Genomic DNA, 25,347 nt, shown 5'->3' on the forward strand with positions numbered 1-25,347 from the left:
TGCGAAATGTTGATTGGTTCATCTGATGTCTCAAAAAAAATTGAGCGGTCGTAAAATGTCGAGATACTTCGTTCGCATACTCGCGGGCAATTGAAATTTCTGATCAGTTTAAGGGGTAAAGCTTTCGGAGAAACGCAAATGTCTACTGATTCCGTTATCACAAGAAGCCGCTCCGGTGGCCGCAGTGCGCGCAAGGCTATCAGATCCGCTCCAAACCACCTGATGCTTCCAGGCTTGACCAGAAGTTTACCGTTATGTGAGCCAATGGACGAAGAGCAAATTCTTCGAATTGATACGGCTTCGATGGATATTCTGGAAGATGTCGGGGTCGTGTTTCGTGATGAAATCGCGTTGGAAGATTGGAAGCGCATTGGCGCAGACGTGCGTGGCGAACGCGTGCATCTCGACCGTGATTTGGTTCGTGAAATGATAAGTACCATCCCAACAGATTTTACCTATCACGCCCGCAACCCGCGAAACAACGTGCGGCTTGGCGGCAAACACTCAATCTTTGTTCCGATGACGGGCGCACCTTTTCTGCGTGATCTCGATGACGTACGCCGAAATCCGACACTTGATGATCTTGCGATGTTCCACAAACTTTCACATATGTCGCCAGCACTGCACTCAAGCGCGCACCACATTGTAGAACCTTATGATCACGCCATCAGTCAGCGGCATCTGCGTATCACTTATTCTTCAATGAAGTATTCAGACAAAACCTTCATGGGGATGACGACAAGCCCCAAGAATGCAGAAGACGTAATGGAAATGTGCGCAATTCTTTTCGGCGAGAATTTTCTTGAAAACCACCCCGTCACAACTGGGAACTGCAACGGAAACTCACCACTGGTGTGGGACGAAACGATGCTTGGGGCGATGCGCGCCTTTTGCCGCAGGAACCAGCCTGTGCTTTGCTCGCCTTTCGTATTGGGTGGTGCGAATACCCCGGCGTCAGTTGCGCCCACAGTTGCACAACTGAATGCCGAGGCGCTGAGCGCACTGGCCTATACCCAGGTTATTCGCAAGGGTTGCCCCGCAATTTACGGTCACTACCTGTCAACGGTTTCCATGAAGTCCGGCGCACCTATGGCGGGGACGCCAGAAATCAGCCTGATGAATTTCATGATCGGGCAAATGGCGCGGTTTTACGATGTGCCGTGGCGGACTTCGAATACATTGGGCGGTGCCAAAACCTTCGATGCGCAAGCCGGGTATGAAAGCGCGACAACACTTTCTTCGGTGATCCATGCTGGTGCCAATTACATCTGGCATTCGGCCGGTTGGAACGAGGCCGGAATGCACTGTTCGGTCGCGAAGTTTGTTGTCGACGCAGAGCAATGCGCAATGGCCTATCGCATGGCAGAAGGACCGCGTTGGGATGATTTTGACGAGGCGCTTGCCGCTGTTCGAGATGTTGGTCCTGGCGGGCATTACCTGGGTCACGAACATACATTGAACAACTTTGAGCGTGGATTTTTTATGCCGGAGTTGTTTGATAACAATTCGATCGAGCAGTGGCAGGCAGAGGGCAGTGTTGAAATTACAGAGCGTGCACTTAATCAAGCCAAAAAAATGTTGTCCGAGTATCAGGAGCCGAAACTTGACGAAGCCAAGAATGAGGCACTGCTGGATTATATAGCTCGCAGAGAACGTGAGATCCCTGCTGCCGACGCATTGAATCAGGACTACTGACCTTTAAAAAGGCCCCTCCCTCTCAGAGCGCGGGGTTTGAAATTTGATCGCTTGTATTTTAATGATTTACTCGCGACCTGAACGAATTTCTTTCCATCTCAAGGTTGCGTTCGCACCGATCCAGGCAATGGGCTCTGGTGGCAGGCGTCTGGGGGCATCCATCGCGCTCATCGCTTGCGTGAGTTCACTTTGGACGTCAGAGGCCATTTCCGCGGCCGACATTCCAGCCAAGGTTCCTTTCGCCGTGCCCAGTCCATTTTGGCAAACGGCCGCGTAGATACCGTTCTCTAACTCGCCGTGGGCCGGAACACCATTCCAGCTGACGCATAGATGGCCAGCCCAGCGATAGGCCATCGGTACGTCCTTAAGTATCGGGAAACGCTCTGCAAATTTCTGGTCATGTAGCCTGCCAGCCCGTGCGACCGCTGAATTGCTGACCGTCATTGACGGATTGTAAGTAAAGCGTGTGCGTACAACGATCCGGTTTCCACCAATTCCGTTGATCCTGCGAACGGTTGTACCCATAGGGTCGGCTGGTGTGACACCCCATTTTAGGGCGCCACCCAACACGCCTTCCGGCAATTGTTCTGTCATCGACGCATATGTAAAAATGTGCATCAACCGTCGCGAAAAGAAACCAAAGCTTTCGGCGTGGCCGTTGTTTGCGAGAATGACTTTTCCAGCAGAGACGCTACCTTTCGGTGATTGCAGCTTCCATGCGGGGCCCTCAGAGGAAATTTCTGTGACGGGGCTGTTTTCGAAAAGGTTAACTGTGTCACTCAATCCGGCTGCAAGACCACGAATGTAAGCCGCGGGCTGAAGCATGACGGTGCCGGGTGTGAACAACCCGGATGTATAGTAATCAGTTCCGGTTAGCTCTGCCATTTCGGTCGAATCTAACAGCCGATACGATTCACCCAGCTTTTTCAAATGCGCGCCATAGTCACGATTGTGCTGATCTCCCATTGGTGTGGCGGAGGCGTTGATTTTTCCGCAGGGATCAAATGCGTCTTTCGGTATTTCATATTCAGACGCGGCGTCCGCGCCAAACGCAATTGCAGCGCGGTTAAGACTTGTCTGAACACGATCATTTTCTTCTGCGTTGCCTGCGTAGGTGTCGGAAGACAGATCATGTGGCAGGTCGATCATGAAACCAGAATTGCGCCCAGCGGGGCCTTCAGCAACGCGGCCTGCTTCTAGCACAACGACCTTTGAATTGGGGTCAATTTGGACAAGTCGCCGCGCCGCTGATAATCCGGCAAACCCAGCGCCGATAATAGCAATATCGGCAGTAATATCTTCTCCCAGAACGCGCGTTGGAGGCGGGGCAGGCAGAAGGCAATTCCAACCTGCAGGTCCCGGCTGCTTTGGAAGGCGCTTGGCAGTGAAATGTGTCAATCCACCGCCTCGTCTGCGTCGTCCGCCAAGTCCAGCCAGATTGTTTTCAACTGAGTATACTGATCATGCGCGTGCACGGAATTGTCACGTCCACCAAAACCAGATTGCTTGTAGCCGCCAAATGGGGTTGTGATGTCCCCTTCGCCGTAGCTGTTTACCGTTACAGTTCCAGCTTTCAGCGCGCGTGCACCCCGGATTGCCCGTTTTGCGTTTGCGGTAAAAATGGATGCTGCCAGACCGTATTCTGTATCGTTGGCGATGCGTATAGCCTCATCAAAGCCCGATACGGTAATAACCGAAAGGATTGGGCCGAAAATTTCTTCGCGGGCCAAGGTGTCATCGTTGCTCGCAACATCCACAACGGTTAGCTCAACAAAGACGCCATCAACGCTTTTGCCGCCAAGGTGGATATTTTCACCTTTCAGCTTTTTCAGGTACCCGCAAACCTTGTCAAAATGCGCCTTGGACACCATCGTGCCAACCCTGGTTTCAGGATCAAGCGGATCGCCGATCGGCCATTCGCGTGCGTGGGCGACAACCTTCTCTAACAGCACGTCTTTGACATCCCGGTGGACAATCAAACGCGATGTTGCAGAACAGTTTTCGCCCATGTTCCAGAACGCGCCATTGACGATGTGCGAGGCAACGATATCCAGATTTTCAGCGTCTTCCATGACGATGCAGGGGTTCTTGCCCCCCATCTCAAGCACAATTTCCTTAAGGTTGGACTCAGATGAATAGTTTAGGAACCGTCGCCCCGTGGTGGTAGAGCCGGTAAAGGAAACCATATCAACGTCAGGGTGGCGACCAAGCGGCTCACCAACGTCAGCGCCACCACCGGGAAGGACGTTCAAGACACCGTTTGGAACGCCAGCTTCGCTGGCTAGCTCTGCAACACGCAGCGCCGTCAGTGACGTTTCTTCCGCGGGTTTCACAACAACGGAACATCCGGCTGCAAGTGCAGGGCCAATTTTCCAGGCCAGCATCAAAAGCGGGAAGTTCCACGGTAAAACCAGACCGACCACACCGATTGGTTCACGCACCACCATGGCAATGTGATCATCCGAGGCCGGGGACACCTGGTTATAGAGTTTGTCGATCGTTTCAGCGTGCCATTTGATACAATGGAAGGTTTCCGGGATGTCCACGGTTTCGCAGTCAAAGATCGTTTTGCCACTATCGAGGCTTTCCATCACTGCCAGTTCGCGCGCGTTTCGTTTGATCGATTTTGCAAATCGGATCAACACATCCTTACGATCTGCGGGATGCATTTTCGCCCAGCGGCCGTCATCAAAAGACTCGCGCGCTTTAGCGACGGCGAAATCAACATCATCGCTTCCACAAGCAGAAACCTTGGCTAAGGCAACGCCTGTAGCGGGGTTTGTTGAGGTGAAAGTCTTACCAGAAATCACGGGGCGATAGCCGCCGTCTATGAATGCATTTTCCGGGAATGTAAGTGATCTGGCGATTGCTTGGTATTCGTCACGTGTCAAAAGATCGGACATAGCTTAGTTCCCCGCCTTGATATCTGCGATTGTTGTTTTGAGAGTGCGCACAACCTGTTCCAGTTGGCGTTTATCGTCTTTGTTCAACCCCTTTAGCGGAGGTCGCAGAGGCCCGGCTTTCAGGCCAGCCATTTCTACGCCGTGCTTCACGCACTGAATAAACTTACCACCCTGTTCCAACACGCGCATCAGCGGCATCATAGCCGACATGATGCGGCGGCCTTTTGTGAAATCACCCTGCAAAACACAGGCCTCATAGAGGGCAACATGTTCTTCGGGAAGGAAGTTTGAGCCAGCACAAATCCAGCTTTGGGCGCCCCAAGCGAAAAACTCCAGCGCTTGATCATCCATGCCGCAGGACATCTGGATATGCGGATAGTCACGTGCCAAAAGATGAACCCGGTTAATATCGCCAGAGCTTTCTTTGATCGCGCAGACATTGCGTGAGCGGCCAACACGGTCGAGAAATTCTTCACCCATACTCACGCCCATGCGTCCCGGATAGTTGTATAGAACAATGGGAAGGTTGGCGGCACGGTCGATGGCCAATGCATTCAGGGCATTTTCCTGCTCTGTCGGGACAGAGTAGGGCGGTGTGCCAAGCAATATGGCATCGGCTCCAATTTCTTTAGCACCGGTACCAAGAGCAATTGAATCGGGTGTGCGCATTGCCCCTGTACCAACAATCAATGGCAGGCGCCCTTTAAGGCGGTCTTTGGTGAAACGCGCAAGTTCAAGCCGCTCTTCCACGGTCTGGGTGTAGTTTTCACCAGTTGAGCCGCCAGAGATAAGACCATGGACCCCTGATTCGACAAGGTAGTCGATGTTGTCACTTAAGGCATCAAAATCAAACGAATGATCGGCAAGATGCGGCGTTACAATCGGCGTATAGATGCCGTCGAATTTCATTATTGGGGTCATAGACTGCCTCATGCGGGTTTGGCGCGAGAGAGATTGCCAAGTTGCTCGTCCAACCCATTGGGCATAACGAACATTTCAATCTGATCGCGTGAAAGGTTCCAATGATCGATCGCGAGCTGTGCAGCCGCGGCCTCGTCTTTTGTTTCGATACTTTCAATGATGGCTTCGTGTTGTTGGCTGGCGCTGTCTAGATTTTCGGCCATCTTTGCGTCTACTGGTTTGTAGAACGTCATGCTTATGCGAACGTGGTCGATCAGCAAACGGCTGAAACTTGGCTCAAGATAGACATTATTTGCCATTTCACCGGTGATTTCATGAAAGCGGTTGTTCGCGAGGGCACGTTCCTTGACCGAGCCGTTTTGCAGCGTCTTACGGAAGTCAGCTTGGGCTTTCTTCAGTTTTGATATCTGATCGGATGTGGCGTTTTGCGCCGCGAGGCGGAGAATGGCGCCATAAATCATCGGGGCGGTCAGGAAAAAATCGCGCAAGGTTGTATGGGACATCTCGGAAACACGCGCCCCGCGGTTCTGGTGGATCGTTGTGTAACCTTCGCCGGCCAACTGCCTGAACACTTCACGCAACGGCGTGCGTGACAAACCATAGCTTTCTGACAGTCGCATTTCATCAAGGTCGCTTCCTGGGCGCAGTTCCATCGTCAGGATTCCGCGCTTCAAATCTTCATACAGCTTTTCTTTTCGGTGCTTGGCGGCTTCTTTCATTTCAATTTCGAATGCCTCGTTCTGGTGAAATGCAAAAAGAATCGATCACTTGGTATTTAAATTGCATTTATAAAAAATACACTTTGAATACAATAAAAATGAGATAACCACCCAAGGTAACTAAGATGTCGCTTAGCTTTGGGAAAAACAAAGGCCCGGTTATTGTATAAAGAAAAGCGACAAACCGTTTGTTGAGACCGGAGTAACACTATTTGCACAGGGCCAATAAACACGACCTTACGCGGGAACAGGGAATGAGTGAAACAGAACACTATGTCTTTCTTTTGGTAGAAGGTTTTTCTCACCTTGCGTTTTCCTGTGCGGTTGAGCCGTTGCGGATTGCAAATCTGGTAAGTGGAAAACCGCTGTATCATTGGTCTTACATTTCCGAAAATGGTGATACGGCCACCTCGTCCAATGACTCAGTTACGCTTGTTCATGGGGGATTGGAGCCGCTGAACAAAGTAGATATTTTGTTCGTTCTTTCAGGACTAAATGTCTGGGAACACATAACACCCGGTTTGCTTTCCTTCATACGTCGGGAAAGGGCGCATGGTATAAAAATCGGCGCTTTGTGTTCGGGCGCATTTGTGCTTGCGAAAGCGGGGCTTCTTGATGGTGTGCCAACTGCGCTTCACTGGGAATACCACGACAGTTTTATGGAAGAGTTTCCAGAAGTAAGCCTTTGTAGAAATGTTTTTGTCTCTGACGCGAAATACATCACGGCCTCTGGTGGAACGGCGACGGCAGACCTGATGCTTCATCTGATAGAGAAAAACCACGGGTCCGACCTTGCCGTCGCGGTGGCGGATCAGATGGTTTACAACGCTGTTCGCGAAGCGACAGCGGAACAACGGGTTTCGCTTCAATCACGTCACGGTATTCGAAACCCAAATCTTGTCCGCGCCATACAGATTATGGCTGATTCAATAGAAGATCCGGTTTCACCATCTGTCATCGCGGACGAGGTTGGCATTTCAACCCGGCAACTTGAACGGCTGTTTGGTCGCTATCTTAATTGTTCTCCAGCGAAGTATTTTCTCGATATGCGCCTTCACAAGGCGCAAAATCTTTTGCTTCAGACCGAGCAATCTGTGACAGAGATTTCGCTATCCTGTGGTTTTAAAACGCAGGCTCATTTCGCGCGCGTTTTCAGGGCGCAGTTTGGCAACACACCCCTAATGCACCGAACCAAGATAATCTAGCTGAGTGAGAGCGCGAGCTTGCGCCCCTCGTATATTGCAAAGGCCGCATTTCTTGGTGCGGCTGCATCGCCGATCGAAACGGCTCTGATGCCACGAACGCTAAGGTCTTGGTGAAGGCTGGTGTCCGCTTTGTTTACGGTGGCAAGAACCAAGCTGTCAGCGCTCATTTCTGTGGTCTCACCCGATAAAAGTGAAAATACCTCTGCGCTTCCCTTTTGCCATTGGGTGATAACGCTTTCGGTCAAAAATGTGGTGTCCAATTGGGTTAACCTACAACGCAAGGAAAAGTCTGCTGCTGAGCGTTGCAGCTCTTTGCCAACCAATGCGTCTGGCGTAACTATTGTCACCTTATGTCCATCTTCGGCGAGTTTCCATGCTGTGCCGCAGCCGCGCCAGTTTCCACCTTCATCCAGTACGATAACGTTTTTTCCAAGCCTAGCAGCCCCCATCATTACGTCTTCAACTGACCAGACATCACCCGTTTCGATACCGGGCAATTTTGGCAAATGTGGAAGCGCTTTCTGGAAACCGGTTTCAGCAGGTAAAGATCCAGTGGCAAGCACAACTTGGTCAGCTTTCAGCGCAACGATATCATCAGCATCGAAATAGCTGTTGAACCGAACATCGACATCCAGTTTGGCTAATTGATCCGAAAACCAGTCAATAAGGTCAGTGATTTGGGCGCGCCGCGGCTGGAGACCTGCGAGACGAAACTGACCGCCAAGTTTTGATCCGGCTTCTACGAGCGTGACCTGATGCCCGCGCTCTGCAGACGCACGCGCGGCTTCCAGTCCGGCAGGTCCGCCGCCAACGACAAGTACCCGGCGCGAGGATATTGCGGGGCTGAATCTGTCACCACCCCATTCGTGTTCTCGCCCGACAGAAGGGTTGATGAGGCAGGAAATCCAGTAATCTCGTCCACGCCGCCCCCAGCATTGTTGGTTGCATGACAAACAGCCGCGGATATCATTTTCTCGCCCCTCTGACGCCTTGTGTACAAGGTGCGGGTCCGCGATCTGGCCGCGAACAATGGACACTAGGTCAGCCTCGCCTGCACCCAGAACAGTATTTGCGTTTTCGGGTGTGCGAATGTGGCTTTCTGCGGTGACCAATGCGTGCTTGGTAACTGATTTCAATGTACGGGCGAGGTCGGTGCCCTGCTTTTCCGCCAATTGAAATGTCGGGATGATACGGGTGAAATCAAGATAACTGCCAGACCCGCATGTTACATAGTCCATCGCCTGCTCACTGTCGTGCAGCGCGATGATTTCGGACATGCTTTCGCGGTTCAATGCAGCTTCAATGTCCGGCTCATCGCTGACTGATAAACCAACAATGAAATTTTCCCCGCATTGTTTTCGCACCCTGTGCAAAATCTCACGCGAAAACCGGGTTCGGTTTTCAAGGCAGCCACCCCATTTGTCGTCCCGCTGGTTGGAAAACGGAGTCCAGAACTGATCAAGCAAACAATGATATGCAGCCCATACCTCGACACCGTCGAACCCTGCTTCCTGACACCGCCGCGCAGCTTGCACGAAACTTTCTATGGTCTCCTCGATCTCGGATTCGTTCATCGCGTGGCTTCCATCACTGTCGTGATAGCTTGGCCCGCCGGAAGGTGACCACGCGGGATGCCAGCTATTGTCACCATCGCCATGCGCGCCAACGTGGTAAAGCTGCTGGATCATAACAGCACCTTCGGCTTTGCTGGCCTCGGTTAATTTCCGGAAGTGAGGTATGACATCGTCGCTGCTGTTTCGAAAGTTTCCGCGCGTTAACACTGTTGCCGGGTGAACCGGCATTGGCTCAACCACGATCATCGCCGCACCGCCCATAGCCCGTTCGCGATAGTAGGCGATATGTGCATCGCCGGGCATACCTTGTTCGGCCATGTTGGTTGTATGCGCCCCAAAGACAACGCGGTTGCGTAGTTTTTTATGCCTTAGGTCGATTGGGTTAAAGATGTGCTTGAACATCAATCCTCCTGAGCTTTCAGGCGATCTTCCAGTTGCGCCAGACCTGCGTGAAGCGTTTTCATCACACCTTTCTCAACAAAAAGCTCTCGCAACTCGGCATTGAACCCACCTGGTGTGTTGAGTTCTTCCAACATAGCAGTGAAGACATTTGAGTCTTCGGAAGACTGCGACATCAGGCTGCCGCCAATCAATGCCCGCAGGAACTGTTCCGCATCTGCGCGACTTCCAGTGCGATCTGCAAGCCAATTTGTTGTTTCTTCCAGTAGTTTTACGATTGGCGACAAAACGGCCTGTGCTGCCATATAGGCATCCAGTTTCGCTTCGTCTGATAAATTCACGATGTGGTTTCGCTCGTCAAACAGAGTTTCTACAGTGGATAAGCGTGGAAAGACCAACAAGGGCGATCCACCTTTGGCAATTGCCGGAAACGGAATTGCGGTCGTGGCTTCCTTTGCCGGTTTTACCATTTTGACCAGTTGATCGTGCTTTACCCCAGCCATTGCCGAAACAACAATTTGGTCCGGTCTGAATTTGAGAGAGTTCATGATTCCAGGCGCTACATCCGCCATCAACCCCAGTATGACGACATCACTGTTGTCGATAACGGTTTGGTTGTCAGCAACAGTTACATTGGAATACGCAGACGCTAGGCGTGCAGCATGTTTGCGGCCCCTTTCCGAAACCGTAATCTCGTGGCCGTCCGCAGCAATTCCATCTACCATCGCACTTGCGATTGTGCCTGTACCAACTACTCCGATGCGCATTCTGTCCTCCTGTCTCAGATGTCTTTCATCAACCTTAGCGCATCATAAATCGCAGCATGGGTGTTTCGTGCAGCAACCGCATCTCCGATCCGGAAAAGCTGAAATTTTCCGTCTGGGTTTCGGCTGATCGCCTGCGGCTCCCCATTGACCAGCGCATCGTAGTCCACAGCACCTGAATTTGAGGAATGCGGTTTCAGATCAAAATATAGATTATCCATCGGCAGTGTGCCGTAGTTCACGACAACCTGATCATAATGCGCAGGTTGCCTAAGGTCGCTGTAGTCGGTCCCAATTGTTGCCTTCAGTTGGTTGCCCTCCTGCTCCACATCAAGCAGGCGGCGCGTAACGGTAAAGGTTACATTTTTGTCTTGCAGACTCCGCATGTAGGGCACGAGGTTCATAGCCATAATGTCGGGTGCAAAAACACGGTCTGGCGTCATGATTTCGACCTTGGCGCCACTTTTTGCCGCGATTTCAGCAGCCTGAAGTGCTGCGTGGTCGCCGGATTCGTCGTAAATAAGGATGTTCTGGGCTGGCTTTGCATCGCCAGAGATGATGTCCCAACTGGTCACAACCAGTTCCTGTTCTCTCTTGGTTTCATAAAGCACTGTGGTTGGCATTCCCCCAGTCGCAACAATCACAACATCTGGATCTTCAGCAAGTACATCTTCGGCTTCTGCCCATGTGCTGAATCTAAATTCAACATCGCGCGCAGCACATTGTGACATGCGCCAGTCGATGATCGAAATCATCTCGCGGCGGCGTGGTGTTTGCGCCGTCAGGCGAACCTGCCCGCCGGGGTCAGCTGCGGCTTCGAACACAACGATATTGTGGCCGCGTTCTGCCGCGATACGCGCAGCTTCAAGACCACCGGGGCCAGCGCCAACGATGACAATTTTCTTTTTGACGTCCGCCTTCGGAATATCATGTGGCATCGTCAGTTCGCGGCCCGTTGCTGCGTTGTGCATACAAAGCGCTTCGCCCGCCTGATAAATTCTGTCCAGACAATAGGTGGCGCCAACACAGGGGCGAATGTCGTCTTCGCGGCCTTCAATGATTTTACGCACGATGTGGGGGTCCGCCATATGGGCGCGGGTCATACCAACCATATCCAAAAGGCCTGACGCAACTGCATGGCGTGCTGTTGCGACATCCGGAATTTTTGCCGCGTGGAACGTGGGCATCCCGGTGATTTTGCGCACTTGGCCTGCAAAATCGAGATGCGGCGCGTTTTTCATACCCTGTACAGGGATCACATCGGTCATTGCCGGGTCTGTGTGAATGCGCCCACGGATGACGTTCAGAAAATCGACCTGACCCGTCGCTGCGAGCCGCTTGGAAATTTCAATGCCTTCTTCTGCTCTGGTTCCACCAGCTTGCGCTTCATCCGCTGTGTAGCGGAACCCCACAATAAATTCATCGCCAACGCGTTTGCGGATTGCATCCAGCACATCAAGTGAAAATCTTAACCTGTTGTCGAGCGTATCCGCTCCATATGGTCCTACAAGTTCATTTGTCAGCGGCGACCAGAATTGTTCGAGAAGGTGGCCATAAGCCTGCAATTCAATGCCGTCCATACCACCGGCTTTCATGCGCTCAGCTGCATCGGCAAAATCATTGATGATGCGCTCAATATCCCAGTCTTCGATCTTTTTTGGAAAGGCGCGATGGGCGGGTTCACGGTGTGGGCCGGGCGCGACGGAGGGCAACCAGTCGCCTTTGTTCCAACCCGTTCTGCGCCCCAGATGCGTGAGCTGAATCATCACCGCGCAACCATGTTCATGGCAGGCGTCGGTCAGGTTTCTGATCCATGGAACAACCTCATCTTTGTAGGCTAGGATATTGTTGAACACAGGCGGGCTGTCTTTCGAGACCGCTGCCGAACCCGCGGTCATCGTCATTGCAACACCCGCCTTGGCGCGTTCCTCATGATAGGCGCGATAACGATCCTTCGGCATTCCGTTTTCAGGATACGCTGGTTCATGACTGGTTGTCATGATCCGGTTTTTCAGCGTCAGATGCTTTAGTTTATAGGGCTGAAGTAGTGGGTCTTTTGACATCGAATTTTCCTTAGTACCACGCGTCATCCATAGAGGTTTTTTTGCGTGCAACAAATTCCTTAAGCTCTTCGTCCACTGCGGTGTCTAATGCCGGCGCGTCATACTCATTCAGAATTTTCTTCCATTTGCGATTGGCGCTGATCATCGCATCATCGCCGCCTTGTTCTGACCAGCTTTCATAGGGTTGGTCATCATTTAGACCCGTGTCCCAATATGCGGTTTCGTAGTGCCGCAATGTGTGCGCCGTTCCGAACAAATGTTCCCCGGGGCCACCTTCGGCCAATGCAGCAAACGCGAGTGTTTCGTCGTTAACGTCAATACCGTTCAGGTAAGTATGCAAAGCGCCACACATGTCCGTATCCATGACGAATTTTTCGAAGGACATGGACAGCAATCCATCAAGAAAACCGGCGGAATGCAAAATATAGTTTGCGCCACATTGAACCGCCGACATCATCGACATCATGCCTTGTTGCATCGCCTGACCATCTGGCAGCTTTGACGTGCTGAAGTTTCCAGCGCAGCGCAGGGGTAGGTTCAAGCGGCGTGCAAGCTGCCCCATGACAAGGCTGCCTAGGGCGGGTTCCGGTGTGCCAAATGTAGGGGAGCCAGTCCTCAGTGACATTGATGAAAGAAAAGATGCGAGGATCGCGGGGGCACCGGGACGCACAAGCTGAGTGAGCGCACAGCCAACCATGGATTCGGCCAGGCTTTGGGCAATCGAGCCGGCCATCGTAACCGGCGACACAGCCCCTCCCAGCAAGAAGGGCAGGTGGATGGAGCCCTGCCCAGCAGAGGCGTAAGCGCGAATACCCTGTGTAGAAACACCGTCCCAAACCAGTGGGGAGGTCGAATTGAAATTGCCCATGATCACGCAGTTTTGGTCTACAAAATCAGACCCAAAAAGAATACGCGTCATTTCTATACTGTCTTCCGCGCGTTCGGGTGCGGTGATAGACCCCAAAAATGCCCGGTCCGAATAGCGGATGTGGGCATAGACCATATCAAGGTGGCGTTTGTTTACGGGTATGTCGGTAGGCTCGCAGATCGTGCCGCCAGAGTGATGCAACCATGGGCTTGATTGCGCGAGTTTCACCAGATTTTCGAAGTCTGCAATTGTACCGTAACGCCGGTTTTTATCCATATCCATTATGAATGGGGACCCATAAGCGGGTGCAAAAACCATCGCGTCACCGCCTATTTCAACCGAGTTTTTCGGATTGCGTGCGTGTTGCGTAAAACGGGCCGGGGCGGTTTTCAGGATTTCGCGGAGCATTCCCGGTTCAAAACGGATGTTCCAGGCTTCTTCTGAAACAGGCGTAACTACCCCACCAGCTTCGCGGAACAGGCGCACTGTTTCAGGATCTTCGCGAAATTCAATACCGATTTCCGCCAATATTCGGTCAGCGCATTGCTCTATTTTTTGAAGGCTTTCTTCATCCAGAAGGTCGTAGGTCTTTATCTTTCTGCGGATGAACGGCACTTGTAGGTGCTCATTCTGGCCAGCCCCGCCCGATCGCGCGGCGACGCGATTTGCACGACGAGAGCCGCGTCCGCGTTTTTGTTCGGCTTCTTTGACTGTCATTTAGGGCCTCTGGAATGTTTTACCCCAACCAACAAAACTTCACGAATCGGGGCTGCATCGTCAACTCGACACAACTGTCATATAAATAAACACTTGTGTCAATTTCTCTTGAATCAAAAATACCCGACCAAAGTTTGATCGAATTTGCCATTCCAAATCGGTCTGTCACGTTCATGGAGTTTGCGAAGCGCTTCAGCATATCAACCGCTCGCATGATCAACGTTTAACTGGTCTGCATGGTTAAAAGGTTGGTTTTGTCAGCATCAACCAGACAATCGCCAAGACGGAAAAAAAGGCGGGAAAACCGCAGACAAACCAGACTCGGTACAATCTATGATAAGAAGGCGGTAATGGCTCGTGACGATCCCGAGCAGTGATCGCCAAATTTCGCATCCTGATTTGTATCCAAACGACCGGTAGCCAGAAAACACCTACGAAAACATAGAGTGTAAGCGACAGAAGTACCCATTCCTCAAAAACCGACCAGCCAGCTTCACGTGTAAGAAACCATCCGGTTATCGGCTGTAAAATAGCAGCGGTCGCCGTAAAAACTATATCCGCTAAGACAACTATGCCCGCTGTGTGCGCGATAAGTGTGGCATCGCCACTTCGGTTTGAGATGACCATGAAAAAAGCGATTCCCGCTCCGGTTCCCAAAAGAACACAGGCTCCTATCACGTGCAGAAAGAGAAGAAGTTCGTACATCACCGATCCTCCAGTATCGAGGCAACGAATGACGCAAGCATTATTCCCGGTAGCACTTTGACAAACGGGCCAAGCGGGTCACCCCAGATGTCTGGGGTTAACAAGGTTCCCGCGGCAAAGTACGCAATTGAAACCACAACCATCCCGTAACAGGCTTTACGCGCCCAAGGACGAACCAAAACCGCAAGGCCAAGCATTATATCTACAATCGATCCACCAAACACAGAGAGTGTCGCGAAGACCGGGGAAAGGCCGCGGTCTGTAAGCAAAACCTGCGCCTTTTGATTTTCAGCAAGGCCAACCAATCCTGAGATGATCCAGAAAACCGACAATGTTGCAATCGCAATTGGCAAAAGCAGATAGAGACGGGCAAACCAACGCTCTTGGGTTGTTGCTGGTATGGCGTCCAGTGTTTCAACAAGAGAGCGGCATTTTAGCCCGCCCGCGTTTGCCCATATCTTAGTGTCCCCTTTGATACCATCGGCCAGAACTTTAAGTGCAGTTGAACGCAGCGGGGGTCTCCATCCAAGCCATCCGAGCGCATCTGCACAAAGGCCAGTCAGCCGAAGCAGCGGCGCGGGAACAGACAGGGTAAACATCCATGGCTTAAACCCCAGCCATCCGCGGACCATCTTGTTAACTGTTTGAAATGACCAGGTTTCCTCTTCTGTAAGATCGGCCACGGTCCCTGTCGGAATCTCTCCATTCGCGGCTTGGACCACGGCTTGCGCTACGTCTTCAACGAAAACGGTTTGAAAAGGAGCATCGGGAAACACGCTTACACCGATCATTGGAAAAGCGGCACTTGCCCGTAAAAGCGCGGTTCCCCCGTATGCTTGTATGCTGAGCACTAAGGTTGGGCGTAAGATAATCCATGCAAGGTTTGACTGCATGATCATCCGATCACCGCGCATTTTTGATCTGAAGAATTCCGTCGTTGCGGAGTCTGAAACACCGGCAGCAGAAATTTGAATAAGCAACGTGGCTGTGCCTTCCAGTGCGGAAACCAATCTAGCTACTGCTGTTTCATGAATGCCAGAAAGGCTGTCTTTGGCGCCACTCTGTAGCGCGCCAGAGGCATTTACAACAATGTCCGCGCCCTTCAGGTCATCTTTCCAAGTATCTACAGGTACCTTTGAAATATCCCGTTCAAGCCATCCGATTTTCGGGTCACACCGAAGCCCCGCAGAACGCGACCTGCCAACACCGATGACCCTGTAACCTTCCTGTTTCAAAGCACTAAGGCAAGCGGACCCAATCAGACCATAAGCACCTAAAACAATGGCAGTTTTTGGGTTTTGTTTTTCCATTTGTAGATCACCGAAAATCGATTTAGCCGTGCTTCTTGCGCATCTGCTTATCCTAAAGAGAAACCACGCAGGAAGTCAGGAGATATCGGTGATCGGATGAAATTGTCGCACTTAGGCGGACAAACAAGGCTGCATTTAATTCTTCTTCCAGCGCGTTCATCTGACGGCTGATCGCAGGTTGCTGCACATTCAGTTCTTCTGCTGCGCGCGTGAAACTCTGATGACGTGCCACGCCTCGAAACTTACATGTATTTCAGCCCATGCGCCTTCATATATCTATAAATCCCTAGTGGAATGATCATCATGTAATTTTCCACCGTATTTTTAACTTAAAAACTGTTCTAACCTGACCAAAAGAAAGAATGCGTATCCGGAGCAAAGATGATGATACCCGAAATCGACATTGCCTCATTGTTTGACGGCCCAAGTGACGCTCGTGATCTGGTTGACAGGGAAATATTTCGTGCTGCCGGTGAAATAGGGTTCATGACGATCACGGGCCTACCTGATGATTGTCTTTCGCGGGATTTGCGCAAGGATTTGCTTTCAATTTTTGAATTGCCGGATTCTGAAAAACGTACACTTACCCGCAAGAATTTTGTGCCCGAAAATATGAACGTCTATCGTGGCTGGTTCCCGCTTCAAAATGGATATCCGACTTACAAGGAAGGTATTGATATTGGCGCGGATATTATCGACAAAACCCGAGTTCCTGACCCGCTGGACCCGCTGACAGAATTGACTCCACTGCCGGATTTACCCACGTGGCGGGTGGCGGCCGAACAGTACTATGGAGCGATGTCCAAGACCGGCGGCGCGTTGATGCGGTCCATCGCACGGGCGCTTTCGTTACCCGAAATGCAGTTTGACGCGGCGTTTCAGAATGGCACTTCAACATTGAGAATGATCCATTATCCGCCGCGCCCCAGCGAAAGCTTTGGCAGCGAGGACAAAGATTTTTGGGCCGAGTATAAAGGCGAACAACGCTATCTTCTGGGTGCGGCTCATATGGATAGCGGGTTCATCACACTTCTGGCGCAGGACGGCGTTGAAGGGCTGCAGGCAAAAACCCGCGACGGTGAATGGATAATGGTTCCACCTAAAGAAGGAACACTAACCGTGAATTTTGGCAAGCTTCTGCAGCGTTGGACGGGTGGCGCGATCAAAGCGACCATTCATCGGGTTATTGGCAATGGCCAGCGGCGATACTCTGTACCGTTCTTTTTTGAACCTTCGATCAATACGGTGATCGCACCCCTTGAAGGCTGTGGAGAACCTTTCGCACCCGTCCTTTATGGCGACCACCTGTGGGAGGCCACGACGGGTTTTGTCGAACAAAAGGGGATAGCACATCTGCGTCAACCAAAGGGAGTTGGGGTTTGAGCCGCCTGTTCCATATCGCGGAAGCTCTTTGCGAACTTCCCGAACCGGCTGAAAAAGCGCAGAATCTTATTCGCGGTGCAGGTATCGATCTGATGGGTTGCATTTTGGCAGGGCGGGGCGAGGAAGTTTCCGTCCGAACGCGTCAAACGGTTACCGGTTTCGGTGTGGGACCTGCTGTGGTTTTCGGAACTGGCCTTTATTTGTCGCCGCCGCACGCTGCTTTGTGCAATGCCACTGCGTCACATGCATTGGATTTTGACGACTGGGAAGAGCCCGGAAACACACACCCAAGTGCCGTGCTGTTGCCTGCCTTATGGGCCGTTGCGATGGACAGAGACATAAGTGGCGAGGTTATTCTAGCTGCTTACAATACTGGCTTTGAACTCATCGCGCGTTTTGGTGAGGCGTTTAATTTTGAACACTACAATCGAGGCTGGCACTCTACTGCGACGCTTGGTGTGATCGGTGTTGCGGCCGCGGTCTCCCGCTTGATCGGGCTAAATGCAGATCAGACGGCGAATGCAATGTCGCTCGCGATATCGCGGTCTTGCGGCTACACCTGCCAATTTGGAAGTTCTGCCAAACCTTTGCAGGCCGGGTTTGCGGCGAGCGACGGGCTTATGGCGGCACTTCTGGCTGAACAGGGGATGACAGGGCATCCGGGCGTTCTGGATGGGCCAAAGGGGTTTGTTCATCTCATGGCGCATGGGGACGTGTCGCGACTTGACGCCGCGATCACGCAGATCAATGGCAAAGCGCTGGAACATTGGGGGATCGTGTTAAAGGCATATCCTGCCTGTGGATACACGCATCGTTTGGTTGACTGTGCGTTGGAAATTGCAGGCAAGATAGAACCTTCTCAGATCATGTCGGTGCAGGCCCAGCTTCCCGATTTTCATCATGCAATCTTGCCTTATGGCAAGCCGGCATCAAGATTTGAATCTTTGTTCAGCGTACCGTTTAGCGTAGCAACAGCCCTCTTGCGCGGCCGTTTCTCTTTAGACGATTTGGACGACGTGTCCCGCGAAACCCCAGAGCTTTCAGCCTTGATTGAAAAAATCACCGTTGCGCCACAACCGGCAAATCGCTCTGCTTTAAATTATGACCCGGACCAACCAGACCGCTTGGTCGTTCAGTTGAAGTCCGGTCAAAAGGTTTCTGCTGTTCGTGCATATCCGAAAGGTGCACCGCAAAACCCGATGTCATTGAGCGAAATTCGTCAGAAGTTTGACTCGATCAGCGGATACAGTGACGTACCTGAGATTGATAACCTGATGGACTGGCACCGCGCCAAGAATTTGTCGGACCTACATCGCACTTTTGGAGAAAGACCGTGAGCACCTCTATCTCACGCGAAACAGATGCGGAGATACGAGCGCGATATCCGATACAGCTTAGGTCAATTTGCTAGGGTCTACAGCTATTCATGCAATTCCATAACCCTCTGGACCGCCGCCCGTTTTTTCATTGCTTCGGAATGTTCTTTGATGATTGGAAATTCATCAAGGTTTACACCGTCTGCGGTCATCCATTGCGAGACCGTAAAAAGATAAGGATCACAGATTGAATACGTATTTCCTAAGACCCACGGTCCTTTGAAATAGTGGACTTCAATCATTCTTGCGCATTCGGCCATGTTTCCCGTGACTTTCGCTGTCATGCTTTTGTGTGCATCCGGATCGTCAGACCATCTGTGGCCGCGCATTTTATGCGCGTGAGCAACATGGACAGTTGCTGCCAGATAAATGTTAAACGCCTGAGCCGTTGCAAATTCAAAGGGGTCCTTAGGCGCGAGATTTACGTTAGGGTGGGTCTGGGCGATGTACGCCAATATCGCTGGCGTTTCTGTTAGCAAGCCTTGCGGAGTTTTGAGTGTTGGAACACGCCCTTTTGGGTTTGTCGCCAGATACTCTGGCGATTGCTGTTCCATCTTAGAAAAATCGATAAGCTGGGCTTTGTAGTCAGCTTTTGCTTCCTCTAACACTATATGAGCTGCCAGTGCTGCGGTCCCTTTGGCATAGTAAAGCGTTAACATCAGGTATCTTTCCGCTATGGTGATCGACCGGTTTTTCTTGTTTGTACAGGTGAAACTTAAAGTGGCGGACAAAATAAAGAAGACCACGCGTGTAATTTTTCCTTATAATAACAATTAGTATTTATTCCTTTCTGTTAGCTTTTCTTCCTATTATGTTTCCTTCACTGATCCTCTTTTAGAGACGGATGAACGGAGCATAGCGTGTCAGCGAACTGCGATGAGTTGGAAGTGTCAGTCTGGCGCGGAGATCGGCTCAGCGGGCATTTCGAAGTCTTTCATGTACCTGCCCAGGATAGCCAGACAATTCTGGATGTGGTGTCGTGGATTCAGCAAAATCTGGATGCAACCTTATCGTATCGTTATGCCTGCCGGGTCGGGATGTGCGGGTCCTGTGCCATGATGGTGAATGGAGTGCCGCGCTGGACGTGCCGGACCCATGTGAAAAAAGTTATGAACGGCAACAAGCTGGAGGTGGCCCCGTTGCGCAATCTGCCGGTGATCAAGGACCTTGCGACAGATATGGACCCGTTTTTCGACAAATGGATCGCGGCGGAAGGGCTGCACCACCCGACCAAAACGCGCGACGAACCGATCGAAACGATAAACCCGGATAGCACCATGCGTGCCGAGGCGAATGCTGGAATAGAATGTATAAATTGTTCTGTTTGTTATTCCGCATGCGACACTGTCGCTGGCAACGTTGACTACCTTGGGCCTGCGGCACTTCAAAGGGCTTGGACGCTTTTCAACGACGCCAAAGACAGTGGTCAAAACGCTATTCTTGAGGCTGTTTCCGGCGCGGGCGGTTGCCACAACTGTCATAGCCAGGGAAGTTGCACAGTATTCTGCCCCAACGAACTTAACCCGATGAAGGCAATCGCCGAGCTTAAGAAAGCGACTACCAAATCATTTTTCAAGAAGAGGGTGTAGTTGATGCTGGGTGTCCGTCTTTACATGCTTCAACGCCTCACCGCGCTCATAATGGCACCGCTGACGTTGGGGCATATCGCTGTGATGATCTATGCGGTTCAAGGTGGGTTGAGCACGGCTGAAATACTCAGCCGTACGCAAGGCAGTATTTGGTGGCTTCTTTTCTATGGCAGCTTTGTCGTCGCGGTGTCTTTGCACGCTGCAATTGGCTTAAGGGTCATTGTTCATGAAACGCTTGGTCTGAAGCGTCCAGCTCTCAACATACTTACCTTAGTTGTCAGTCTGCTTCTTCTTTTTATGGGGGCGCGCGCTGTTTTGGCCGTGACACTAACATGATCCGTAAACACCGGGCGCATCCCCTTTGGTTTGCTTACGCGCTGCACCGCCTTTCTGGTCTTGCTCTGGCGCTTTTTCTACCAGCACATTTTTATATTTTGTCAAAGGCACTTACCCAGCCTGAAAGCCTGGATAATTTCCTGACTCTAACAGAAAGCCCGATGGTCAAACTTGCCGAGTTTGGTTTGGTTTTTCTCTTGGCCGTACATTTTCTTGGTGGTTTTCGGTTGATGGCGATGGAATGGTTGCCATGGTCAGACAGGCAAAAAACCTTTGCAGCGGTTGCCGTCGCCGGGGCATTTCTGGTCTCTGGATTGTTTTTCTTGCGGGTGGTGTAAACAATGCAAATGGCAAGCGATATCGAGCGTCACGACACTGATATTTTGATTCTTGGTACGGGTGGCGCAGGTATGTTTGCCGCCCTTCATGCACAGCAGACAGCCCCGGAAGGCACCAGAATTACGATTGCTGTTAAAGGGTTGATTGGCAAATGCGGCTGCACCCGAATGGTGCAGGGCGGATACAATGTTGCGCTTGGCGGCGGCGATACCGTTGAACGCCACTTTATGGATACGATTAACGGCGGCAAATGGCTGCCAAATCAGGACATGGCCTGGAAACTTTGCGAACAAGCAGTAGTACGTGTGCGTGAACTGGAAAACGAAGTTGGATGCTTCTTTGATCGCAATCCTGACGGATCGTTGCACCAAAAGGCCTTTGCCGGACAGACCGCCGATCGCACGGTACATAAGGGTGACCTGACTGGGATCGAGATTATCAGCCGCCTGATGGAGCAGGTTCTCTCGCGGCCCATCGAAAAGCTTCAGGAACATCGCGCGATTGGGCTGATCCCGACGAAAGACGGATCCGCACTTGCAGGTGTCTTGTTCATCGATATGCGGACTGGAAAGTTTCGATTTATACGTGCCAAATGCGTGATGATGGGCACAGGTGGCGGCCCCACGATGTATAAGTATCATACACCATCCGGTGACAAGACGATGGATGGTCTTGCAATGGCGCTGCGTGCAGGTCTTCCGCTGCGAGATATGGAAATGGTGCAGTTCCACCCGACTGGTTTGTTGGCTGGAGCCCATACCAAGATGACCGGCACAGTGCTTGAGGAAGGGTTGCGTGGCGCAGGGGGCTATTTGCTGAACAGCAGTGAAAACCGGTTCATGTTTGACTACGACCAACTTGGAGAGCGGGCGACACGTGATGTTGTCAGCCGTGGTATCTATACGGAAATGCGTAAAAATAATACCTCTGAAAACGGTGGTGTTTACATCTCTATGTCACATCTAGGTCCAGAAAACGTGCGCAAGAAATTCAGCGGTATGGTCAAGCGTTGTGCTGACAGCGGCTTTGATCTGGCAGGTGGTAAGGTTGAGGTTGTTCCAACGGCGCACTATTTTATGGGTGGCGTTGTGGTTGACCCTGATACACGCACCGCAATGGAAGGTTTATATGTCGCGGGTGAAGACGCAGGTGGTGCGCATGGCTCAAACCGGCTTGGCGGAAATGGCGTTGCAAACTCAACCGTTTATGGTGGTGTTGCGGGTGACATCATGGGGTTGGACCTCCGCAAAATGAATGCGCAGCGAGATCCGGATGAAGCAGTCCTGAGCGCAGAGGTTGTGCGCGCGCAGCACCCGTTTTCCAGAAAACCTGCAATCATTCAGGCGCTGCGTCACACCCTGCAAGAAGCGATGTGGGAAGATGTCGGTGTGATGCGTACACGCGCCGGAATGGAGCGCGGAATAGCGCGGGTTTCTGAAATTTCCGACGAATTGATGACCATAGGTGTCGATCCCAGCAATCTGGCGTTCAATCTGACCTGGCATGATTGGCTGAATATGCGCTCACTGTGTGATATATCGAGTGTGATCGCTAAAGCGGGGCTCGTGCGTGAGAACTCTCGCGGTGCGCATTTTCGCGAAGATTTTCCTGAAAGTGGCACGATGGAGAGTTCTTTTTTCACAGTCGCACGCAAAACACGCGATACGGTCGAAGTTTCGCGTGAAAAGGTGAAGTTTTCGATCATCAAGCCGGGGGAATCGATTTTGCCCGAAGGCGAACCCGAAACATTGGTGGAGGCTAAACTATGATCTCAATTGATCTGATCCAAAAGACAGCTGAAACCCTGATGGACAAAGCCGCCATCGAGATTCCGGACGACTACCTTGAAGGGCTCAAAGCTGCAGCCAAGGTAGAGGACGGTGATCTATCCTCTTTTGTGCTTCAGGCGATGCTTGAAAACTATGAAGTCGCTAAGGAAGATCGCCGTGCAATGTGTGGCGATACAGGAACGCCGCGTTGGTACGTTAAGATGGGCAATGAAACCCAGATCGAGGGTGGGCCGATTGCACTGGAAGCAGCATTGCGCCGGGCGACCGCAAACGCCACAAATGGCGTTCCCCTGCGGCCAAACAGGGTGCATCCCCTGTGGCGTACGGACCATGACAACAATGTTGGTATTGGCGCTCCGGAAATCGAATATGGGTATGAGCCGGGTGGCGAATGGATTGATCTGATCACCGTTCACAAAGGTGGCTTGTTTGGCACAGACTACCGGATGCTTTTTCCATCTGACGGGATACAGGGGATAAGGCGGTTCTACCTCGACAGTATTGTTGCCTTTGGTAAACGCGGACTGGCTTGCCAGCCAGCGATCATTGGCATTGGGCTCGGCGGGTGCAAAGACACCTGTATGGTGTTGGGAAAACGCGCCGCCTGTCTGCGCACTGTAGGAGACCGTAACTCGGACCCTAAAGTTGCTGAGTTGGAGCTGGAGCTGAAGGAGTTAGGCAACTCCATCGGCATGGGCGCAATGGGGTTTGTTGGCAAATCCATGGTCATCGATGCGCATATCGAAGTGGGCTATTGCCACACAGGCGGAATGCAAATGTCTGTTCATGCGTTTTGCCTGTCGTCGCGCCGTGCCGTGGCACGTGTTTTTGCCGATGGACGTGTAGAACATCGTACGGATCCAAATTGGTTTACTGATTATCAACGCCGGGAGACTGTGGAATGGGAGATGCCCGAAAGCCACGAGAAATCCGCCTGAGCACAACACCAACGCCAGAGGCGTTAGCGGAACTGCAGCTTGGTGACATCGTCTACCTGGACGGGCTAATGTATACGGCGCGTGAAGGCGTCTACAAGCGTGCGCTTGAAGACAAGGCGAACATACCGCTGGAGTTACCCGGCGAAAGTGCCGCGAATTTTCACTGTTCTCCAGCGGCCCGCATAAACGCGGATGGTAGTTTTGAAATGGGGGCGGTCACGGCAACGGCCTCTTTCCGATTTGCGAAATGGCTGCCCGAATGGTTGGCCAAATCCGGCGCAAAACTGGTCATCGGCAAGGGCGGTATGAGCAGCAAGGATTACAAAAACTACTTTGTACCAAATGGCGCCATCTATCTCAGCACCGTTGGCTACGGGACCGGTGCGCTTTTGGGGCGTGGCATAGAAAATGTTGAGGCCGTTCATTGGAACGAAGAACTTGGTCTTGCCCAAGCCATGTGGGTGATCAGGTGCAAAAAAATGGGCCCGTTCATTGTGGCGTCAGATTTGGATGGGAATTGCCTTTTTGAGCGTGAAAACGCGAAAATTTCTGCAACCATTGAAAGGGCTTACGAGGGTACCAAGCCAGCAACGTTGAAACGCTTTGGTGAAACAGATGACAAAAATGATGAACTGATCGGATAGGTAGTCAGATGAACAAAGAACATAATCCATTTGAACCTTATTCAGGGTGTGTGGTCACTCAGGATGGTGTGTTTAGCGAAGCGGAAGTCGGCCTTGCGAACAGAAATTCTGGTCTGCTTCTTGAAACGCTTGCGCTCGATATAACGCCGACCGGGGCACACTACCTTTTGAATCATTTTGACGTTCCGCTGATAGACGAGGGGGCACATTCCCTGTCCTTCAATGGTTCTTTTAATACGCCTTTCAATCTGACCATGGCCGAGATTAAGGCATTGCCGAAAATCACAATGCCGGTCACGCTGGAATGCGCCGGAAATGGGCGTGCGGGTGTGTCGCCACGGTCTTATTCCATGCCTTGGATGTATGAAGCGGTTGGCACATCTGAATGGACAGGGACACCGCTTGCACCGTTGATCGGAAAAGCGAAGCCAAGCGCGGATGTTGTTGAGATATCGTTTCATGGTGCGGATTATGGGTTCGACAAAGGGTGTGGGCATTTTTTTGGTCGCAGCCTGACCCTTGCACAGATGAAAGAACTTGACGTCCTGCTGGTTTACGCAATGAACGACGCACCGCTCCTCCCGCAACATGGCGCGCCGTTACGTATTGTAGTGCCGGGTTGGTACGGCATGGCGAGCGTGAAATGGCTTACCGAGATTACCGCCCTGACCAATCCCTACGACGGTTTTCAACAGGTTCGAACATACCAATACCGCGAAAGCGATGAAGACCCGGGGCGCCCAATTACGACGATGCGGATAAAATCACTGATGGTGCCACCCGGTGTGCCCGACTGGACGTCACGCAAACGTTACGTGAATACAGGGCCGACTGAGCTGGTTGGGCGGGCTTGGTCGGGTGCAGGCACTCCTATTGAGAAAGTGGAAGTCGAGGTCTCTGGTGTTTGGCACCCCGCAAACCTTGAAAACAGCGAAGACCGTTATGCTTGGAAAAAGTGGACGTTTGACTGGGATGCAACGCCCGGTGCTCATGTTCTCAGATGCCGGGCAACAGACGCAGAAGGCAATGTGCAACCGCTTGAACCACCCTGGGATGTCGCTGGCTTTGCCAACAACGCCGTGCAGGTGGTTCATGTTTTTGTTGAGTGA

At 51.8% G+C, this 25,347-nt stretch carries 23 protein-coding genes; 11 read left to right on the top strand and 12 right to left on the bottom strand.

Annotation, left to right across the window (positions count from 1 at the left end; translation table 11 throughout):
* Nucleotides 1–138 precede the first annotated feature (138 nt).
* On the top strand, nucleotides 139–1,695 hold the full coding sequence (locus J4E70_RS02610) for a trimethylamine methyltransferase family protein (RefSeq protein ID WP_213887495.1): 1,557 nt from the start codon (nucleotides 139–141) through the stop codon (nucleotides 1,693–1,695).
* Nucleotides 1,696–1,761: 66 nt separating this feature from the next.
* Here J4E70_RS02610 and J4E70_RS02615 read toward each other — a convergent pair whose 3' ends face one another.
* From J4E70_RS02615 to J4E70_RS02630, 4 genes are read right to left on the bottom strand one after another with little or no spacing between them, the layout of a single operon-like run.
* Nucleotides 1,762–3,093, bottom strand: coding sequence for an NAD(P)/FAD-dependent oxidoreductase (locus tag J4E70_RS02615; protein WP_213887496.1), 1,332 nt, complete (start codon nucleotides 3,091–3,093; stop codon nucleotides 1,762–1,764).
* Nucleotides 3,090–4,598, bottom strand: coding sequence for an aldehyde dehydrogenase (locus tag J4E70_RS02620; RefSeq protein ID WP_213887497.1), 1,509 nt, complete (start codon nucleotides 4,596–4,598; stop codon nucleotides 3,090–3,092). Before J4E70_RS02620 ends, J4E70_RS02615 begins: the two co-directional genes overlap by 4 nt.
* A 3-nt stretch (nucleotides 4,599–4,601) precedes the next feature.
* Entirely contained in the window at nucleotides 4,602–5,519 is a 918-nt protein-coding gene (locus J4E70_RS02625) for a dihydrodipicolinate synthase family protein (RefSeq protein ID WP_246531569.1), read from the bottom strand.
* Between the two features lie 8 nt (nucleotides 5,520–5,527).
* Nucleotides 5,528–6,238 (bottom strand): GntR family transcriptional regulator, encoded by a 711-nt coding sequence (locus tag J4E70_RS02630; protein WP_213887498.1) that lies wholly within the window; start codon nucleotides 6,236–6,238, stop codon nucleotides 5,528–5,530.
* Nucleotides 6,239–6,492: 254 nt separating this feature from the next.
* Between J4E70_RS02630 and J4E70_RS02635 the strand changes: the two genes are divergently transcribed.
* On the top strand, nucleotides 6,493–7,443 hold the full coding sequence (locus J4E70_RS02635; RefSeq protein ID WP_213887499.1) for a GlxA family transcriptional regulator: 951 nt from the start codon (nucleotides 6,493–6,495) through the stop codon (nucleotides 7,441–7,443).
* Here J4E70_RS02635 and J4E70_RS02640 read toward each other — a convergent pair.
* The 7 genes from J4E70_RS02640 to J4E70_RS19585 all read right to left on the bottom strand — a co-directional run bounded on the left by J4E70_RS02640 (nucleotide 7,440) and on the right by J4E70_RS19585 (nucleotide 16,075).
* The gene (locus J4E70_RS02640; protein WP_213887500.1) at nucleotides 7,440–9,419 is read right to left on the bottom strand and encodes an oxidoreductase; all 1,980 of its coding nucleotides are present in this window, start codon (nucleotides 9,417–9,419) and stop codon (nucleotides 7,440–7,442) included. The two genes, J4E70_RS02635 and J4E70_RS02640, sit on opposite strands and share 4 nt — an antisense overlap.
* Nucleotides 9,419–10,183, bottom strand: coding sequence for an NAD(P)-binding domain-containing protein (locus tag J4E70_RS02645; protein WP_213887501.1), 765 nt, complete (start codon nucleotides 10,181–10,183; stop codon nucleotides 9,419–9,421). The genes J4E70_RS02640 and J4E70_RS02645 overlap by 1 nt, the downstream gene beginning before the upstream one ends.
* A gap of 14 nt (nucleotides 10,184–10,197) precedes the next feature.
* Entirely contained in the window at nucleotides 10,198–12,243 is a 2,046-nt protein-coding gene (locus J4E70_RS02650) for an NADH:flavin oxidoreductase (RefSeq protein WP_213887502.1), read from the bottom strand.
* A 10-nt stretch (nucleotides 12,244–12,253) separates the two neighbouring features.
* On the bottom strand, nucleotides 12,254–13,828 hold the full coding sequence (locus J4E70_RS02655) for a trimethylamine methyltransferase family protein (RefSeq protein WP_213887503.1): 1,575 nt from the start codon (nucleotides 13,826–13,828) through the stop codon (nucleotides 12,254–12,256).
* A gap of 240 nt (nucleotides 13,829–14,068) precedes the next feature.
* Entirely contained in the window at nucleotides 14,069–14,533 is a 465-nt protein-coding gene (locus tag J4E70_RS02660) for a DUF2269 family protein (protein WP_246531570.1), read from the bottom strand.
* Entirely contained in the window at nucleotides 14,533–15,843 is a 1,311-nt protein-coding gene (locus J4E70_RS02665; protein WP_213887505.1) for an SDR family oxidoreductase, read from the bottom strand. The genes J4E70_RS02660 and J4E70_RS02665 overlap by 1 nt, the downstream gene beginning before the upstream one ends.
* A gap of 52 nt (nucleotides 15,844–15,895) precedes the next feature.
* On the bottom strand, nucleotides 15,896–16,075 hold the full coding sequence (locus tag J4E70_RS19585; RefSeq protein ID WP_213887506.1) for a LysR family transcriptional regulator: 180 nt from the start codon (nucleotides 16,073–16,075) through the stop codon (nucleotides 15,896–15,898).
* A gap of 149 nt (nucleotides 16,076–16,224) precedes the next feature.
* Here J4E70_RS19585 and J4E70_RS02675 point away from each other — a divergent pair, with 149 nt between their 5' ends.
* Both J4E70_RS02675 and J4E70_RS02680 read left to right on the top strand, forming a co-directional pair.
* Nucleotides 16,225–17,226, top strand: a complete 1,002-nt coding sequence (locus J4E70_RS02675) for an isopenicillin N synthase family dioxygenase (RefSeq protein ID WP_213887507.1) — start codon at nucleotides 16,225–16,227, stop codon at nucleotides 17,224–17,226.
* Nucleotides 17,223–18,563 carry an MmgE/PrpD family protein gene (locus tag J4E70_RS02680; RefSeq protein WP_213887508.1) on the top strand — a complete coding sequence of 447 codons (1,341 nt, stop codon included), beginning with the start codon at nucleotides 17,223–17,225 and terminating at the stop codon, nucleotides 18,561–18,563. The genes J4E70_RS02675 and J4E70_RS02680 overlap by 4 nt, the downstream gene beginning before the upstream one ends.
* Before the next feature lie 83 nt (nucleotides 18,564–18,646).
* On the opposite strand, the gene J4E70_RS02685 is transcribed toward J4E70_RS02680, so the two are convergent.
* Nucleotides 18,647–19,261 carry a glutathione S-transferase family protein gene (locus tag J4E70_RS02685; RefSeq protein ID WP_213887509.1) on the bottom strand — a complete coding sequence of 205 codons (615 nt, stop codon included), beginning with the start codon at nucleotides 19,259–19,261 and terminating at the stop codon, nucleotides 18,647–18,649.
* Between the two features lie 201 nt (nucleotides 19,262–19,462).
* Between J4E70_RS02685 and J4E70_RS02690 the strand changes: the two genes are divergently transcribed.
* Genes J4E70_RS02690 through J4E70_RS02720 form a run of 7 tightly spaced genes read left to right on the top strand, consistent with a single transcriptional unit; the run spans nucleotide 19,463 to nucleotide 25,347 of the window.
* Nucleotides 19,463–20,191, top strand: a complete 729-nt coding sequence (locus J4E70_RS02690) for a succinate dehydrogenase/fumarate reductase iron-sulfur subunit (RefSeq protein WP_213887510.1) — start codon at nucleotides 19,463–19,465, stop codon at nucleotides 20,189–20,191.
* Between the two features lie 3 nt (nucleotides 20,192–20,194).
* Complete coding sequence (locus J4E70_RS02695; protein ID WP_213887511.1) at nucleotides 20,195–20,527, top strand: succinate dehydrogenase; 333 nt, start codon at nucleotides 20,195–20,197, stop codon at nucleotides 20,525–20,527.
* On the top strand, nucleotides 20,524–20,865 hold the full coding sequence (sdhC, locus tag J4E70_RS02700; RefSeq protein ID WP_213887512.1) for a succinate dehydrogenase, cytochrome b556 subunit: 342 nt from the start codon (nucleotides 20,524–20,526) through the stop codon (nucleotides 20,863–20,865). Before J4E70_RS02695 ends, sdhC begins: the two co-directional genes overlap by 4 nt.
* Nucleotides 20,866–20,868: 3 nt before the next feature.
* A complete protein-coding gene (locus J4E70_RS02705; protein WP_213887513.1) occupies nucleotides 20,869–22,635 on the top strand; it encodes an L-aspartate oxidase in 1,767 nt (588 codons plus the stop codon).
* The gene (locus tag J4E70_RS02710) at nucleotides 22,632–23,594 is read left to right on the top strand and encodes a fumarate hydratase (RefSeq protein ID WP_213887514.1); all 963 of its coding nucleotides are present in this window, start codon (nucleotides 22,632–22,634) and stop codon (nucleotides 23,592–23,594) included. Before J4E70_RS02705 ends, J4E70_RS02710 begins: the two co-directional genes overlap by 4 nt.
* Nucleotides 23,558–24,238 carry a fumarate hydratase C-terminal domain-containing protein gene (locus J4E70_RS02715; RefSeq protein ID WP_213887515.1) on the top strand — a complete coding sequence of 227 codons (681 nt, stop codon included), beginning with the start codon at nucleotides 23,558–23,560 and terminating at the stop codon, nucleotides 24,236–24,238. Before J4E70_RS02710 ends, J4E70_RS02715 begins: the two co-directional genes overlap by 37 nt.
* Nucleotides 24,239–24,246: 8 nt before the next feature.
* The gene (locus J4E70_RS02720; protein WP_213887516.1) at nucleotides 24,247–25,347 is read left to right on the top strand and encodes a sulfite oxidase; all 1,101 of its coding nucleotides are present in this window, start codon (nucleotides 24,247–24,249) and stop codon (nucleotides 25,345–25,347) included.

Origin of the sequence: Pseudohalocynthiibacter aestuariivivens (assembly GCF_018457175.1) — a bacterium.
Lineage (GTDB): Bacteria > Pseudomonadota > Alphaproteobacteria > Rhodobacterales > Rhodobacteraceae > Pseudohalocynthiibacter > Pseudohalocynthiibacter aestuariivivens.